Raw genomic sequence first — 16,902 nt, forward strand, 5'->3', positions numbered from 1 at the left:
TTTAGATTTTTAGAGTGTGGAAATTATTTGGCGATTCTATGAAAGTAATTGCATGAAGTGGATTTCAAATACAATAATCACAACAAAAAATGACTGTAAATATGAAAGAACATTCAACAAACTACTTTGATACCTTTATTGAAGTAGCAGAAGATACAAAAGTTAATTGTGCGACAATACCGCCAATAAAAGAAAAAGAGACAGTTGCACAAATGCAGTATAAACTCGTAGCAAACAATCCTTACAGATTTACTTCAGACGATATTTTTTTTCAAATTTTTGCTGAAAGGAACGATTTGATTGAATCAGAGTATGAACAAGCAAGAAAACATTTTTTTTCTAAAGGGCAGCCTTGTTTTCGGGCTTCACCACTAACAAAAATGTATGGTTTTGGTATTCACAGCGACCAGAATGGGAAAGTAGCTCTTTTTGGAATGGAAACAAATGAGTATCAGGCATTTTTAATTAATGATACTATAAAGAAAGTAAAAGCAATGAAATCGAGTAGATAACATTGTCTATTATAATTAAAATACATTACTTAATTGCGTCCAAATCGAATCACCACTTGGTTTAGTCTTTGGATACAGTACTTTGATTGAATTGCCAAAGTAACTTAATTGATTTTTGTGCTAATTCTATTAATCGAAAAAAATCAAACAGATATAGACAATAAATATGAAAGCTGAAAATACATTTACAACATTAAACTCAATTTATAACGATCTGAAAGTTGTGAAAGGATTAGTTTATGACAAATGTGGTTTTGACTTGCAAACTTGAAAAAGAACATAGAAACCAGAGGATATCGAGCTTGCTCTTTTAAACTTAACGGAAAGATTATTCAAAATCTTGTTACAAAAACTACACCTACAAAAAACAGGACAATTTGTAACAATCTGGAAAAGAATAAAATCATATGAGCATGAAATAGATTTTTAAATATAATAAAACCAAAATTTACTTCTAAATTAATTTATTACTATGTAATATTTAAAATAGAAACTAAGAAACCTCATGGAGTGGAAATAATTAAATGGACGACAAGTTAAAATTTCTAAACTAACAGGAGAATTTGTCTACACGATCATAAAAACTAAAACGAACTTTTTTATCAAAGGTGATTTGCGGATGTAATTAGAGACAAAGTTGTTGAAGTCAACATAGGTTAAATAATCGTTGTCCCTTTGTGTATTGAACATAGACCTGTTACTGAAGATGAAGTTTAGATGACGCTTTTAAACCTGCAAATATTGACGATATTGACGATTTTAAATCGCATTTAACGGTTGATTCATTTGAAAAAAATATAAAGTTCTTTTGAACTTTTGTTAACTCTAAACATTCAAGTTAAAGTATTAAAATTATGAACTCTAAATTAAAAGATATTTTAGAAATAATGATTCCTGAATTAATAGAATCTGAATTAACAGAATTTGCTTCCTTATGGACCATTAATAAAACAATTAAAAGAAATGATTATTTATACCCAAAGCGAAATATAGATGATACTATTTATATCGTTGAGTCTGGTGCTTTAAAAATTGGGCACGAAGATAAAGATCAGGAAATAATAGTTGCTTTTAGCTATGAAGGCACTTTTGTTTTTGACTTAACTTCATTTTTTACGTCCAAGCCTTCTAATTTTTATATTCAAGCAATAAAGACCAGTAAGCTCTGGGGTATAAGTAAAACAGATTTTTATCACGCAATAGAGAATAACTTGACTTTATCAAGATTTTGGAGGTCTAGAATTGAATTAATTATATTGAATTTAGTAGAAAGAGAAGTTGATATTTTGAACAATTCACCAAAAAAAAGATACGAAATGTTGTTAAACAGAAATAAAACTGTTTTTCAAAAAATTCCTCATAAATATATAGCAGCATATCTGCGAATGACACCAGAAACTTTAAGCAGATTGAAAAAATATTGATTTCAATCAATTTTTAAAATCAAAAAACGTTATATTATTGCATGGCAATATAAATAATAAATTTAACGTTTCAAGTATCAAACAAAAACAAATCAAAAAAAAATCAAAAAAAAAATTATGAAAAAATTAAAATTAATTTTATTTCTAGCAATTTCAATTCAATATCAAATGAATGCCCAAAACGAGGCTGTTAATAATAAAATTGACGCCTTGTATGAAACTTTACGAACATCTTTAAAAGAAATGAATATCGAAAAAATGGCATCGATTTATACAGATGATTCGAAATTTTTAGCATTTAACGGAAAAATCGGAAATGGAAAGGCCGAATGGACACCAGGTATTATAGATTGGTTTAAAGAAGTAGCCGAAAAAGGAGACAAAATAGACACAAGATTTCAAGTTGAAAAACGATATATTTCTGAAGGACTTGTGGTAGACGTAGGTTATTTTTATGCAACGCGAAAAGGATCAAAAATTGAAAAAAATTGCGGAAAAATGGTAAACGTATTTATAAAATCTAAAAATAATAACGGTCAAGATGAGTGGAAATTCGCAGTAGATATGTCATCCGATGCACCTTTAACCGAATTTATAGATATTGACGGTGATACTTCAATTACAATAAAAAAGTAAATCATCTTTACCTTCGTACTATAATACATTTTGAATATCATTTAAAATAATTAAAAGTAAAAAAGGTAGAATATAATAGTGATGACAAAAAAAGAAAGACAAATATTTTCAATTAGTTGTCTTCAGTTAGTAAACAAAAAAACACATAAGGATTGCATGTAAAACTTAAACAATGCAGTAAAACAAGTCTATATCAGTGGAATAATGTTAATTTTAAAATTATGACTATTGCTTTTGATAGGTTTATTATGCGAACTATCTTGTTTTTTTTTACATACAAATGTTGCTGGGAAAGGTGCTCAAGGAAACGCTAAAATTACTAAATGGAATCAGTATTTCTAGTGATGAGGTAATGCTAATTAGCAAAATCATTTCCAAGGCAACCTATAATTAATGTCTTGAAAACTTAAATTTTATGCTTACTCAGGTTAATGTTCACGATACAAATCCATTAAAAATGAGAGGGTTTATCAATAAGCTAAATGGAAAACTATTTGGCGATAAAGGCTATTTATCTAAAGAACTTTCCCAGCCACTTTTTTACACGAAATTCATCTAGTAACTAAGTTATGATAAAATATGAAAACGAAATTAGTTACTCCCATTCAAGATACTTTTTATTTGAGAAAAGAGGCAATTGTTGTAGCAATATATGACCTATTAAAAATATTTTTCAATTAGAATGCTCCAGAAGTCGATCTCAATTAAATTACTTTAACAACATATTTTCAGCTTTAATTGCCTGTGATTTAGTAGAGAAAAAGATCTGTCAAAAAAACAATTTTTAGATACTAAAACAGCTTATCCTTTTTTAGTAGTTTTATATCTTACTCGCATATATTAATAATTCATAAGGAGAATTTAATTCAAAGATTAAGGCTTGAACCCAAAAATAAACCTACTACTTTCAGAACTCAACGAGCAACTAAATTTTACTGATTTAGAAATTGATGACCCAATAAAACGTTGCGAAAGCGCTATTGATATAATTTTAAAATCACTTCAAAAATTAAAAGTATTATTCGAAAAAGAAAAAAACAAATCACACGAGCAAGAAATTGATTTCTTCAAAATTGTAAAACCCAAATTTACTTCTAAACTAATTTATTATAATGCAATATTCAAGATTGAAACGAAAAAGCCGCATGGAGGAGAACGAATTCTTAAAAAATACCTTAATAACGAACTAGATAAACTTAAACGATACTTTGATAGCAATTTAGACTTCTACAGATATTACAGAACTGGAAGCAGCTATTTAGATCATAAATATTTTGTACGAGGCAAGTTCGATGTAAAATTAGCTTTAGATAGTTTTTACTTTGAAGCAGATCATACTTTTTCTACCTCGCATGATTTTAAAGTGGCGAAGATTTTGGCGCACGATTTAATCCAAGTTTATCTAGAAGATAAATTATTAATTATGGATAATAAAGACCCAAAAGAAAAATCACAAGTCCAACCCAAGGTGAAGCAAATTTGGACAGGCTCTAAAGTCGCATTAATAGAGCTTTTATATGCACTTCATACCGAAGGTGTGTTCAACAATGGAGCATCCGATTTAAAGGATATCGCAGAGTATTTAGAAGCAGTGTTTGATATCGACTTAGGGCAGTACCACAGGGCTTTCCTTGAGATTAGAATGCGAAAGTCAGACAAAACTAAATTTCTCAATACACTAAAAGATAAATTAGTAAAACGAATGGAAAATACAGACGACATGCTGTAACACCATTAAGTACAATACTTTACATAAAAATCTATCACAACTTGTGATTGACTTGTGATTTAAAACCAATCAAAACCGACAATTTTGTACCATAACAATCTAAAACATACGTTATGGCTATCGAAGTTATTACACGCGAAGACTTAAACGAATTCAGAAGTCTTCTTTTGAACGATTTAAAAGAAATCATTCAATCCAAACCACAACAAACAAAACAGTGGCTTAAATCTCACGAAGTCAGAAAACTGTTAAACATCTCTCCAGGTACTTTACAAAATCTGCGCATCAACGGCACACTCACCTACACCAAAGTTGGCGGAATAATGTATTACGAAAACACAGACATCGAAAAGCTCCTAAACGGAAACAAAGTAAACACTTTACCCACTCTCTTCAAGTAAAATGCCGTTTTTGTCATACCGAGCGCAGTCGAGGTATCTCATTATTCATAATTCCCAATTTTTAATTTGTAATTCCCAATGAACTACATAAAGCACCTAACAGGCTTCTTCATCAGAATAGCCAATGAAGAAATCATTTACCCAACTCATATAAGCTTGTACTTGGCATTATTCCAAAGTTGGAATGTAAATCGATTCAAAAACCCAATTACTATTTCTCGTGATGAAATGATGAAAGCCAGCAGAATTGCATCCAAGGCAACCTATCACAAGTGTATCAAAGAATTGGAATTAATGGGTTTCATTCAGTATTTACCTTCCTATAATCCATATTCCGGCACCGAAGTAATAATACACAACCTAGCGGAAGGAAGTTATTTCAAAAAAGTTCCAACCAGTTCAATTATTGAGCCAACAACACCAATTAATGAACAAGTCATTAGTAAGGATGCTGAACAAGTTGATGAACCCAATATATATAATACTATAAAAACATTTAAAAACAATAAAAACATAGCTATAGACACCAATTTTAAAATTTTTAATCAAGAAGATTTTTTAGATGATGCTCAAAAAGAGAAAAAAAGTTCCGCGAAAAAAAGAGAAAAGTTTGTCACTTCGAGTTCAATAGTGAAACCTAGTTTGGAACAAGTCAAAGATTATTTCAAACAACAAGAATATTCAGAATTCGAAGCAGAGCGATATTATAATTACTACACCAGCAATGGTTGGTTAATTGGCGGTAAAACCAAAATGATAGATTGGCAAGCTTCAGCTAGAAATTGGATGTTAAACACAACAAAGTTTACAGTCAATCTTCCTCAAACTAATTCGGTCAGAGAGCAACCAAGAGCCAATAATCTACACACCATTGAAGACAAAGATTACGCAGAGCCGTTATAAACAGAACTGTCATCCTGAGCTTGTCGAAGGACTTTGTGTACTTTGTGGTTAAATCCAATCACTTTTTACTAATCACTAATTACTAATCACTAGTAAAAATGAATGAACAATATAACTATCCTGAAATTCTGCTATGGCTTGAAAATAAAGGCAAAATAGACTACGGAGATAAATTCCATTTTATGGAAAAAGACATTCAAAATATTACAAAGCTTGTAGCATATTTTCTCAACGATCAACACATGACTAATCAATTCAATATTGATTTAACCAAAGGCATTTTACTTTCAGGTCCAGTAGGATGTGGTAAAACAACATTGATGAATTTAATGAAATATGTAGTTCCAAAAGAAAACAAGTTTTATGTAAAAACGTGCCGAGACATCAGCTTTGAATTTATAAAGGAAGGCTACGAAATCATTCACCGATACAGTCGTGGCAGCTACTCACAAACTGAATATAAAAACTATTGCTTTGACGATTTAGGTGTAGAAAGTAATCTAAAATATTATGGTAACGAATGCAATGTAATGGCAGAAATCTTATTATCAAGATACGATTTGTTTGTTGCTAGAAAAATAAAAACACACATAACCACCAACCTATCAGCATCTGAAATAGAAACCATTTATGGCAATCGTGTACGCTCAAGATTCAGAGCCATGCTAAACCTCATAGCATTCGACAAATCAACTCCAGACAAACGCTAACCTGTCATTCCCGCGAAGGCGGGAACCCATAATTCATAACTCAAAAATAATCCTATGAGAAAAATAAACACCTTCTGGAACTGGTTCCAAGATAACAACCAAACAATCAAAAACCTAATCAACGAAACTCCAAAAACGCAAAACCACCTATACTTCTGGTTAAACAGACATTTGGGCTATTACTGCAAAGAATTAGATTTTTTAATAATATTTCCCAAGAAAGAAAAGGAAAAAGCCGAACTAATAATCACGGCCAATGGCAATCCAATGTACTTTACACAAGTGACCGAATTAATCAAGAAAGCACCAGCCTTAAGACATTGGAAATTCACGGCTTTCATCCAGCCAACAGAAAACATTGATAAAATTATTGAAGGTTTAGACGAACCTTATATATTCCACGAAATAACAATCAAAACCAGTGAAATCAAATTCCTACCGCTCAATTACGACGAGCAAACTAAAAAACTAGACATAACGGTGTATCTAAAAAACTTCAAACTCTATTGCAATACCAAAACGTGGGAACAAGCCATCTACATAATAATACAGGATTTACTAGGTGAGAAATCAACATACCAAAACATCAATTTCGTACAACTAGCTCAAATGCCAAATAACCACGAAGAACTTATTCACTTGTACGAATTACAATTCTTTATTGACACTATGAGCGGTAGTTAAGTTTCGGCAACAATCCCATTTTACTGCCAATAATTAATAACAATTTTTAAGTAAATTTATAAGAAGAAAGCAACTAAAACAAACAGTTAACTTTCGGCAATAAAACTATTTTACTGCCAAAACTTAATTTTTAAAATAAAAGTAGTACCTTTCACAAAATTTAAAACGAAAGTGACAAAAACGATAGAAAATACAATTCCGAGTTACTTCAAATCTATAAACAAAATTTCTAGAGAAAAACTAGGTAACTTAATCAAAGAGGACTTTCCGGAACTTTCGGAAGGAACCATTACCGTTTACCTATCTAAACTGAAAAAAGCCGGAATAATAAATAATCCGGAAAGAGGAGTGTATTCCATTACTGATAAACAAATCTTCAATCCGGAAATAAACCAAAATTTAAAAAAGCTTTACAATAAAATCCACAAAGACTTTCCATTTATTGATGTGTGCGTTTGGAATACCAAATGGTTAAACGACTTAATGCGACACCAACCATTTAAAAATTACACCATCATTGAAGTAGAAAAAGACGTAGAAGAACAAATCTTTAATGCAATAAGCGAAGTAAATAAAAACGTCTATTTAAACCCAAATGGAGAAATATTAGAACGCTATATAAGTTCAAATGTAGAAGAAGTCACAATAATTAAAAATTTAGTCACCGAAGCGCCAACTAGTAAAAACAATAAAATAGAAATTCCGACGCTCGAAAAAGTATTGGTGGACATAATCATCGACAAAGAACTTTTTGCAGCCCAACAAGGAGAACTTGATTTCATATACCAATCCGCTTTCAAAAAATACGCAATAAACACTGCAAAAATGAAACGGTATGCCATCCGAAGAAACAAAGAAAGCGAATTAGAAAAAATAATAAGTATAATCTTGGCCAATGATTAACAGCGAAGCCCATACAATCGAATGGATTCTTAACTTAAAAAATAAGTTAGGAAGACGCATCGATCCCAAATTAATCGAAAAAGTAATTTGGGCGTTAACGCTATTGGAACAATTAAAAATAAACGGATTAAACTTTACATTCAAAGGTGGTACGGCTTTATTATTGGCAACCGAAAAACCAAAACGATTTTCAATTGACATCGACATAATAACAGAACATTCCGAGAAAGAAATAATAGCCGCACTGCAGAAAACAGTAGACGAAAAAATATTTTTAAGTTGGGAAGACGACAACAACCGTAAACACACACCAGATGCCCCAATTGGACATTTCAAAACCTATTACAAAAGTGTTGTAGATGGAAATATAGAACCAATACTGTTAGACTTACTTTACACACCAAATCCATATCCCGAAGTCCGTGAACTTCCAATTAGGCATCCATGGTTATCAACATCAAAAGAAGAAGTTATAATTACAATGCCAACTTTTGATGCAATTCTCGGCGACAAACTAACAGCATTTGCACCAAAAACTACCGGAATACTATACAACAAAAACCGTCCTGTAGAAATCATCAAACAGCTATACGATATAGCATTCCTATTCGATAATATAACCAATTTAGAGATAGTAAGAAATAGTTACAACAAAGTAGTTCAAGAAGAAATAGGTTTCCGAAAATTAGATATATCAGCAAAAGAAGTGTTAGACGATACTTGGCAAGCGTGCTATACCTTAGCCGAAAGAGATACTAAATTCGAAGATTTCAATCATTTACAACTAGGCATTCGAAATTTTACCAATTTCACTATTGACAGATTTAGCATTGATGAAGCAATAACCGCAGCGGCAAAAGTAGCTTACCTAACCAAGCTTATACAATCTGAAAAAGAAATAAAAATCGAAAGATTTAAAAACCCATTAGAAATAAAAGAGTGGCTAATTGAAGACCCAGAATACAACAAACTAAACAAGTTAAAGAAGAACAACCCGGAAGCTTTTTACTATTGGTATAAAGCTATAAACAAAAAATAAATTATGTTATCACCTGATATAAAATCAAAAATCAATAAACTCTGGGACTTATTTTGGTCTGGAGGAATGGCAAATCCAATCACTGCCTTAGAACAAATTTCATATTTACTTTTCATGCGAAGAGCAGAAGATATTGGTTTAGTGGAAGAAGACATTCATAAATGGAGTTTTTACACAAATCTTAAAGATGTTGATATGCCTTTACATATGAAAGGAGTATTTGATTTTTTAAAGACACAGAAAAATTCAAATGATTCATTTTTAAAAGCTATGGACGGTGCTAATTTCGATATTACAAAACCTTCATTGCTAGAAGTGGCTATTGACTTAATAAATGATATTTATGAAGAGGCAAATAATGAAAGAGAACAAGGGCAACATTTTCAAGATACATTAGGGGATTTTTATGAACTTATACTGAATCAAACAGGCGAAGCTGGTAAAAACGGTCAGTTTAGAACACCTAGACACATTATTCAATTTATGTGTGAAATTTTGAAACCAACTATTGAGGATACAATATGTGATGTTACTTCTGGGACATCAGGTTTTTTGGTCGGAGCATATCAATATATTATAAGTCATAATTCAAGTGAAGAAGCACAGATTGATGAAAATGGTTTTGAAAAAAGGGTTTCAGGTAATTTAATAGAAGTTGGTTCCGCTAAAGAGGAAAAGCTCACAAAAAAAACTTTCTATGGTTATGATATTGATGCAACGATGATTCGATTAGGTATGATGAACTTATTGATGCATAATATAAAAGAACCTAATATTACACATCTTGACACTCTATCACAAGATTTTGATGAACTTGAAAAAAATATTAAATATTCAAAAATTTTAGCAAATCCACCTTTCACGGGTAGAATTGATAGCTTACAAACTAGTTTAGCTTTAAATAGAGTTTATGAACCTAAATTAGATAAAGAAGGAAAAAGGGTAAAGCAAAATATACAATCGGAGCTTTTATTTCTAGAGAGAATAGTACAGTTATTAAAAACTAATGGTAAAGCTGCTGTCATTGTTCCTGAAGGAGTGTTATTTGGCGGAAATAAAGCATATATAAACACACGAGAAATTTTATTAAAAGATTGTGATGTAGAAGCCGTAATTTCATTACCAAGTGGAGTTTTTAAACCATATACTGGAGTAAAAACATCTATTTTAGTTTTTACTAAAAAGGCAAATCTTAGTAAAACGAAATGGCATACTGATAAAGTTTGGTTTTATGAATTGAAGAGTGATGGATATAGTTTAGATGATAACAGAAGAAAACTTTCCGAAAATCCTTTACCAAATGCAGTAAAAGCTTTTGATGAAAAAAAGGAGAATGTTCAAAACGACAGAAAGAATTATTTTTTTATTGAATTAGATGAAATCAAAAAAAATGAATTTGATTTAAGTTACAATAGATATAAAGAATTTGAATATAAAGAACAAAATTTTGAACCACCTCAAGAAATTTTAAAAAAAATATTCTTGTTGGAAGAAGAAATTAAAATTGATATGGATGAACTTAAAAACTTAATTGGATAATGAAGGTTAAATTAAGTGATATATGTTTAATGCAAAGCGGTGGTACTCCAAAGAGAAGTAACTTAACGTTTTATAATGGAAATATTCCATGGATTACCATTTCAGATTTCAAAAATGCTTCTAATGATATAATATCAAAAACAGAAGAATCCCTTACAGAAAATGGATTGAAAGCCATTAATAACAGAATATTTAAAAAAGGTACACTTCTTTTAGCAATGTATGGTTCAGTTGGTAAAACAGTAATAACAGGTATTGAAGCATCAACTAATCAAGCCATATTAGCAATTAACCCTAAAGATGAGAATGTACTAAATATAAAATTTCTTAAATATTGGTTTGAGCATAACAAGGATTTTATTTATTCGCAAGGAAAAGGAGCAACTTTACAGAATATTTCTCTTTCAATAATAGAAAGACAAGAAATTGATCTTCCAGAAAAAGATGTTCAAGATAAAATTGTCGCTCTTTTAGATAAAGCAAAAAATATCATTGAGAAACGTGAACAAATGATTACGCTCTATGATGAGTTGTTAAGTTCATTTTTTTTAAAAACTTTTGGAGATCCTTACTTTAATCCTAAAAAATATAAACTAAATACTTTAGAAAACTTATGTGAGTTTATTACAAAAGGAACAACACCAAAGAGTGAAAAAATTTTTGAAGAATATAAAAAAGATAGAGTACCTTTTTTAAAAGTACATCATATAAAAGACGATATAATATCATTTTCTAATAAACCTAGTTATATCTCTAAAGTTATTCATAAGAAAGAATTAAGTAGATCAATTGTCAAACCTAATGATATATTGATGAATATTGTCGGACCACCATTAGGCAAAATTGCTTTAGTTCCAACAACTTTTAGTGAATGGAATATTAATCAAGCTTTAGTTATATTTAGAGTAAAAGAAGAAATACTTCCATCATATTTATTATACACAATAAAAAGTAATACAATTTCACAAAGTATTATTCAATCAGCTGTTGGAGTAAGGCAACAAAATATTAGTTTAAAACAGTGTAGAGAAATCAGTATTCCAATTCCTCCTATTAAATTACAAAAAAAATTTGATAAGGTATTTTTGATTAATAATAAGTGTAAAATAAATATTATTAAAGCAAAAAATGAATTGTCAAATCTTCTAAATAGCTTATATCAAAAAACATTTAACAATGATTTCGTCTATGATATTGATATTGAATTAGAAGCGTTACTTAATAATATAGATTTAAGAAAGAGTAATATAGAAAATGATATTAATACTATTAAAACTGATGCAACATTTTTACAACGTTTATTAGATAAATTGAATGAACAAGAATTTGATGATATTAAAACATACGATAAAGCAAAATATGTTTCATTTAGAATTTTAAATGAAGAAAATGGTTTAGTAATTCAAAAACTAAATAAGGATAGTAACAATATTAAATTAGTTCTAAAATGAAACTTTTAAATCTAAAAATTGAGGATCCAAATGGATTTCGAAGTCTCCAAAAAGGCTTTGAAATCAATTTTCATTCATTAAGTGATGTGGATGCAATGGGAAAGTTTCGACCTTTTTGTTTTGCTGGTTTAAATGGAAGTGGTAAATCTAATGTTCTAGAAGCTGTATCAACGATATTTTATCATCTAGAAATATGTGTAGCTAGATACTTACCTGAGAGCATTAAAAATCCTGAGAATTTTAAGAGAGAAATTTGTACACCTGACGCTTTTACCTTAGAATATCTTATAGGGCAAAGTAGTTTAGAAATATATACTTTAGAATATTTACATAAAGTAACTATCACAAAAAAAATCGGAGAAGAACCTGTAATGGAAATTCAAGAATTTCCTTTTGATTCATCAGTAAAAAAAATCCCCATTGAATTAAAATCAAAATTAGGAAGTGAACAAAGTGCTCCAGGTAAAAGTTATTTACCAGACCATGTAATTGGTTATTCTTCTGGAGAAAATGAAATATTAAGTTTGCCTTTTATTAAAAGTCGTTTGATACATCTTGATGAATTCAAACAACAAACTGAAAAGGGAGAAAAAGAATTTACAGGTTCTGAAAATAGTTTGATTTATATTAACAATAGTATGAGTCAAGCAGTATTATTATCTTGCTTGTTGATGGAAAATGAAAAAACTTTAGCACCAATCAGAGATGTAAATAATACAGGCATCATAGGTCTAAAAAGTTTTAGAATGAATATTAATTTACTCCATTTTAAGTTCCAAAAAGATTCAAATGATAATATTTTAAAAATAGTCGAACAAAAAGAAATTGAAAAATTAAAAAAGTGTGCTACTTCATGGTATTCAAATGATAAAACTTTATGGCTTGATTTTTATATAACTGATGAAACGAAAGAAGCTTTTAAGTTTCATTTTAATCATGATTCTTTTGAGTTATTTCAATTCTTCAGATTACTTTACGAATTAAATTCACATTTTATATCTGAAAATATCAAAGAAGATGCTTATCAATCAAAAGGTTTTTATACAGATGGAAAATTACCTAGCGGAAGTCCAAATCAAAATGTTTTTTATTTCTTAGATTTTTATATCACAAAAGAAATTAAAGAAACTGGAGAGATTAAAGATTTATTATTGCGTAATTTTTCAGATGGTGAGCATCAATTTTTGCATACAGTAGGAATTTGCTTGTTACTCAAAGGTAGTAGATCATTATTATTACTTGATGAACCCGAAACTCATTTTAATCCTAGTTGGAGAGCGAAATTTATAAAAGTGTTAAATGAAAGTATTACATCTGGGAATAACAGAATACATTCAGATGGGAGTTTTAATGTACATTATTTAAAAGACATACTACTTACATCACACTCTCCATTTATTATATCAGATTGCTTACCTAATAATGTTGTGTTTTTTGATAGGAATAAAGAAACTAAACTTGTTCAAGCTAGAAAAGCTAGTGAACTAGGCATTAACACTTATGGAACTTCAGTTGAAATAATATTAGATGAATTATTTAATTATAACCAATCTATAGGTGATTTATCAAATACCGAATTAGAAGAAATTGATTTTGAAAGTATAAAAACTAAAATAAAGATTGAAGAGGTCAAAAATAAATTAAAAAAATTAGGAAGCTCAATTGAAAAAGATATTGTGTTGGCAAGATTAAACAGAATAAAACCAGAAGATTAATGTTAAGAGTATATAAATCTTTAGAGACAGATCCAATATTTTCTTTACAACTTTATGTGCAGCATTTAGTTTGTGAGGTTTGGTGTAATGCCAGTGCAACACCTTGTCAGGATTTAATGTTAGCTGACTTTAAAATAATTTATGATGCTTATGAATGGTTAAAAACATCAATAGATGATATATATGAAAAATGTCTATTATTAACTCCTGAAGAAAAAGAAGCAATAAGAGAAGCTTTTATAATAAATAACCAAATTGAAAATTTATGTAATGGCGATTTAGAACCATTATATTTAAACAGTTTACCAATTATTGTAGAAACTGACATAAAACCTTTATTAGTCGATTTCTACGAAGTATTACTAGAACGAGCTAGGGTTCCAGGTACAAAGAAAAATTATTATGAAAATTTAATAGCTGCTAATGAATTCAGATTTTGTCCTTGCTGTGGTATGACTGATTTTGAGTTGGAGGATAGTAAATACAGAGAGGCTTTTGATCATTATTTGCCAAAATCTATATTTCCATTTTCAAGTATAAATTTTGAAAACTTAGTGCCTTTATGCTATAAATGTAATTCAGATAGGAAAGGAGCAAAAAACCCAATTGAAAATAATAGAAAAACTTATTATCCTTTTAGTAAGCATGAACATGAAATACAAATTAAATTCACTATTGATAATTCTGTTGATTTAGATAAATTAGAACGTAAAGATTTAAAAATTGATATAATTGGCGATGCTGAAAAAATTGAGACTTGGAATGATTTGTTTGATATAAATGACAGATATAATGATGTTAGCAGAAGTTTTACAAAAACTCACTTGCAAAAAATAAAGAGAAGGTATAACATATCTGCGAAAAACAATCCAGATTGGACATATGAAAATTCATTAGATGAATTAATTGCTGATTATGAATATGATAAATATGAGGATAAGAAATTTTTAAAAATACCATTAATGTTGGAACTTAAAAATAACCCTAGTTTAATTGAAGTCTATTCTTAATTGTATTTTGTAAAAAATACCATTTTAATTGCCACTCCTTCCCAACGCTCCAAAAAAAATTACTGTCATGGTTATTGGTGCAATAACACGTACGCTTCGCAACTCATGCCAGTAATTTTTTTCCCAAAGCTTAGTTACATAATGTGGCATTATAGTGCATAAAGAACTATCCTGCTACTAATCAAAATCACGGATGCACTATAATAACATTATGTAAAAAAGCCGCTCACCCAACGCGCTTGCCAGTGGCTCCAGGACAACTTTTTTCTATGCTTCCTCGCACCAGCCTGCATAGAAAAAAACCATCCTTCGCCACTGTCTTTAACAACGTTCACCATTTCATCGGAAACTATACGGTTATCATTACTTTTAAGAACGTACACGTTAACTGTTTTTATCAGCTTTGTGGTTAAATAGGAAGTGTTTTCATTGCTTTTGTAAGTAATAAAACGGCTTTAATCTCAGTTAATTTGCCTATGGTAAAAGCCATTTTATTACCCACAAAACCAAAATTCCCAGTAAGAGTATCATTTTTTATTTGCCAGATAATCAGCAGTAATTGCTCCAGCGGAAAAGCTGATGCCATACCGTTTTTTAAGATAATTTGCTGTCAACTGAGCACTGCGACTGCCAACTGAATTTCAGGCATCAGCTTATCCACTAACGCAATCTGAAACATCCCAATAAGCAAATAAAAAATGATACCCTTACTTGCGCTACTGCCACATCGCACTAGGTATTATAATGCATTTTTTTTTGAAGATGCTTCCCATTTCCATAAGATTATTAACTGCTAACTGAACACTGCTACTGCCAACTGACTTTCAGGCATCCTCAAAAATCAAAACCGTAAGAAAGAGTATCAAATTCTTTGGCCGGATGAATAGCTTTTTTATTTTCTGATTTGGTTTATTCATCCATCCAAAGAATTTGATACCCTTTCCGAAGACGAACATCTTCCAATTCAACTCTCATTACTTCAGAATCAACTTCGATTTTATAAGAACAACTGATTGAAATTTCAAAAAAATAAATAAAAAAAAGGAAGCAAAGATAAGTTCCAGGTATTCAAAAAAGCAAGTTCAAGCCCTGCGGGTTTCAGAAAAAATCTCCACCTAAACAGTTTCAAAACACATTTCACTTTGGATTAGACGCTGCCGATTTCAATCACGTATCGGGTAGTATTTTTTCTGAAAAACTTGCTTTTTTGAAACCTTCCACTTGGTCGAACGGCTTTCTTTTTTTTCTTTTTTTCTTTTGAAAAAATTTAATGGGCGGAGCGTAGCGAGGCACAACTGCATTTCATAAGAAACACCGCAAAAAATTGAAAATTAATCTAATTTTTAAAGCCGATGTTATGCTGAAATTTATCATTAAAACCCACAAAAAAGGCACTATCTACACAAAACCGCATCTTTTCCTACTTAACAAGGGGATGAACAGCGGAAAGCCACAAAAAGAGCCATTTACAAACAGTTTCGTTATCATTTTTGAAAACGAATCTGATTTTGATACCATAAATTTAACAGCTTATGCACTTTGGAAAACTAGATTTTGGCATCAATTCCTTAGAGGTTCAGTAATCCCATTTTTGAGTTTATATGACATTAGAAAAGAATTTTCAATAAAAGTCAACCAAGAGATAAAAGACCACAAGGAACACGTTAAGAATATCGAAACTTTAAAGCTTTTGGAACAAAGCGAAAAACGTTTCCATGAAAATCTAAATCTTATCAATGATATGCGAAGAGTTATTTTATACAGATATATAAGTAAATGAAAAAAGCCAGGTCTCACGACTTGGCTTTCATTTTGTTTAACCCAAAGGTCACCACAACTAGAGCTAAACTTATTTTTTGTGCTTCTTATTTAGGCTTTTAAGCAGTAACGAAATCGTAAAACTGACAACAGCTCCAACAGTAGCTAAAATAACTGTTCTTGCAATGTCTTCAGAATGAATATTCGGTACTATACTTAAAAATGTGCCTCCAGCAGTTCCCATCAATGTGGGATTATTGGCTGTCATCAGTTGTAGTAAGCTGACTTGCAGCTGACAAAACTCCACCAGCTACCGCAACATAACCACCAATGGTAGTTACAATTACAGGCAAAGCAATTGGAGCAGCTAAAATAGTTCCACCAACAGCAGCCAATGCCAAACCAATATTTCGAAGCACTTTGAAAAATTTTGGTGTCGGAGCTTTTGCTCTTTTAATTAAGTTCATAATTTTAGTTTTTAAATTCAA

19 protein-coding genes and 1 pseudogene are annotated in these 16,902 nt (G+C 30.2%); 17 read left to right on the forward strand and 3 right to left on the reverse strand.

Translation table 11 applies throughout. The annotated features are described in order from the left end of the window. Positions 1 to 101 precede the first annotated feature (101 nt). From ACULEU_RS10020 to ACULEU_RS10095, 16 genes and pseudogenes are all read left to right on the forward strand, one after another. On the forward strand, positions 102 to 512 hold the full coding sequence (locus tag ACULEU_RS10020) for a DUF6157 family protein (RefSeq protein ID WP_445452450.1): 411 nt from the start codon (positions 102 to 104) through the stop codon (positions 510 to 512). 462 nt (positions 513 to 974) lie between these two features. Then, positions 975 to 1,052, forward strand: a complete 78-nt coding sequence (locus tag ACULEU_RS10025) for a hypothetical protein (RefSeq protein WP_445454846.1) — start codon at positions 975 to 977, stop codon at positions 1,050 to 1,052. Positions 1,053 to 1,366: 314 nt separating this feature from the next. Next, on the forward strand, positions 1,367 to 1,936 hold the full coding sequence (locus ACULEU_RS10030) for a Crp/Fnr family transcriptional regulator (RefSeq protein ID WP_445452451.1): 570 nt from the start codon (positions 1,367 to 1,369) through the stop codon (positions 1,934 to 1,936). 117 nt (positions 1,937 to 2,053) lie between these two features. Further along, on the forward strand, positions 2,054 to 2,572 hold the full coding sequence (locus tag ACULEU_RS10035; protein ID WP_445452452.1) for a hypothetical protein: 519 nt from the start codon (positions 2,054 to 2,056) through the stop codon (positions 2,570 to 2,572). Positions 2,573 to 2,978: 406 nt separating this feature from the next. Further along, positions 2,979 to 3,360 (forward strand): annotated as a pseudogene (locus ACULEU_RS10040) (transposase); the annotation flags it as partial. A 92-nt stretch (positions 3,361 to 3,452) separates the two neighbouring features. Then, positions 3,453 to 4,301 (forward strand): RteC domain-containing protein, encoded by an 849-nt coding sequence (locus ACULEU_RS10045; RefSeq protein WP_445452453.1) that lies wholly within the window; start codon positions 3,453 to 3,455, stop codon positions 4,299 to 4,301. A gap of 113 nt (positions 4,302 to 4,414) precedes the next feature. Then, the gene (locus ACULEU_RS10050; RefSeq protein WP_445452454.1) at positions 4,415 to 4,702 is read left to right on the forward strand and encodes a helix-turn-helix domain-containing protein; all 288 of its coding nucleotides are present in this window, start codon (positions 4,415 to 4,417) and stop codon (positions 4,700 to 4,702) included. Positions 4,703 to 4,780: 78 nt separating this feature from the next. Beyond that, a complete protein-coding gene (locus ACULEU_RS10055; RefSeq protein WP_445452455.1) occupies positions 4,781 to 5,605 on the forward strand; it encodes a transcriptional regulator in 825 nt (274 codons plus the stop codon). 98 nt (positions 5,606 to 5,703) lie between these two features. Continuing rightward, entirely contained in the window at positions 5,704 to 6,315 is a 612-nt protein-coding gene (locus tag ACULEU_RS10060; RefSeq protein WP_445452456.1) for an AAA family ATPase, read from the forward strand. A 54-nt stretch (positions 6,316 to 6,369) separates the two neighbouring features. Then, positions 6,370 to 6,999, forward strand: coding sequence for a hypothetical protein (locus ACULEU_RS10065; protein ID WP_445452457.1), 630 nt, complete (start codon positions 6,370 to 6,372; stop codon positions 6,997 to 6,999). A gap of 171 nt (positions 7,000 to 7,170) precedes the next feature. Then, positions 7,171 to 7,902 (forward strand): DUF6577 family protein, encoded by a 732-nt coding sequence (locus ACULEU_RS10070; protein WP_445452458.1) that lies wholly within the window; start codon positions 7,171 to 7,173, stop codon positions 7,900 to 7,902. After that, complete coding sequence (locus ACULEU_RS10075; RefSeq protein WP_445452459.1) at positions 7,895 to 8,941, forward strand: nucleotidyl transferase AbiEii/AbiGii toxin family protein; 1,047 nt, start codon at positions 7,895 to 7,897, stop codon at positions 8,939 to 8,941. Before ACULEU_RS10070 ends, ACULEU_RS10075 begins: the two co-directional genes overlap by 8 nt. Before the next feature lie 3 nt (positions 8,942 to 8,944). Further along, positions 8,945 to 10,480, forward strand: coding sequence for an HsdM family class I SAM-dependent methyltransferase (locus ACULEU_RS10080; protein ID WP_445452460.1), 1,536 nt, complete (start codon positions 8,945 to 8,947; stop codon positions 10,478 to 10,480). Then, complete coding sequence (locus tag ACULEU_RS10085; RefSeq protein ID WP_445452461.1) at positions 10,480 to 11,931, forward strand: restriction endonuclease subunit S; 1,452 nt, start codon at positions 10,480 to 10,482, stop codon at positions 11,929 to 11,931. Before ACULEU_RS10080 ends, ACULEU_RS10085 begins: the two co-directional genes overlap by 1 nt. Beyond that, positions 11,928 to 13,646 carry a restriction system-associated AAA family ATPase gene (locus ACULEU_RS10090; protein ID WP_445452462.1) on the forward strand — a complete coding sequence of 573 codons (1,719 nt, stop codon included), beginning with the start codon at positions 11,928 to 11,930 and terminating at the stop codon, positions 13,644 to 13,646. The genes ACULEU_RS10085 and ACULEU_RS10090 overlap by 4 nt, the downstream gene beginning before the upstream one ends. Then, entirely contained in the window at positions 13,646 to 14,656 is a 1,011-nt protein-coding gene (locus ACULEU_RS10095; RefSeq protein ID WP_445452463.1) for a hypothetical protein, read from the forward strand. Before ACULEU_RS10090 ends, ACULEU_RS10095 begins: the two co-directional genes overlap by 1 nt. Positions 14,657 to 15,065: 409 nt before the next feature. Here the strand turns inward: ACULEU_RS10095 and ACULEU_RS10100 are convergent, their stop codons facing one another. Beyond that, positions 15,066 to 15,242: a hypothetical protein gene (locus ACULEU_RS10100; RefSeq protein WP_445452464.1), complete on the reverse strand. Its 177-nt coding sequence runs from the start codon at positions 15,240 to 15,242 to the stop codon at positions 15,066 to 15,068. Between the two features lie 738 nt (positions 15,243 to 15,980). Between ACULEU_RS10100 and ACULEU_RS10105 the strand changes: the two genes are divergently transcribed. Continuing rightward, a complete protein-coding gene (locus ACULEU_RS10105) occupies positions 15,981 to 16,436 on the forward strand; it encodes a DUF6943 family protein (protein ID WP_445452465.1) in 456 nt (151 codons plus the stop codon). Positions 16,437 to 16,505: 69 nt separating this feature from the next. Here the strand turns inward: ACULEU_RS10105 and ACULEU_RS10110 are convergent, their stop codons facing one another. After that, the gene (locus ACULEU_RS10110; protein ID WP_445452466.1) at positions 16,506 to 16,682 is read right to left on the reverse strand and encodes a hypothetical protein; all 177 of its coding nucleotides are present in this window, start codon (positions 16,680 to 16,682) and stop codon (positions 16,506 to 16,508) included. Continuing rightward, on the reverse strand, positions 16,669 to 16,881 hold the full coding sequence (locus tag ACULEU_RS10115; RefSeq protein ID WP_445452467.1) for a hypothetical protein: 213 nt from the start codon (positions 16,879 to 16,881) through the stop codon (positions 16,669 to 16,671). The genes ACULEU_RS10110 and ACULEU_RS10115 overlap by 14 nt, the downstream gene beginning before the upstream one ends. Positions 16,882 to 16,902: the final 21 nt, after the last annotated feature.

Source organism: Flavobacterium sp. 25HG05S-40, from assembly GCF_052654735.1.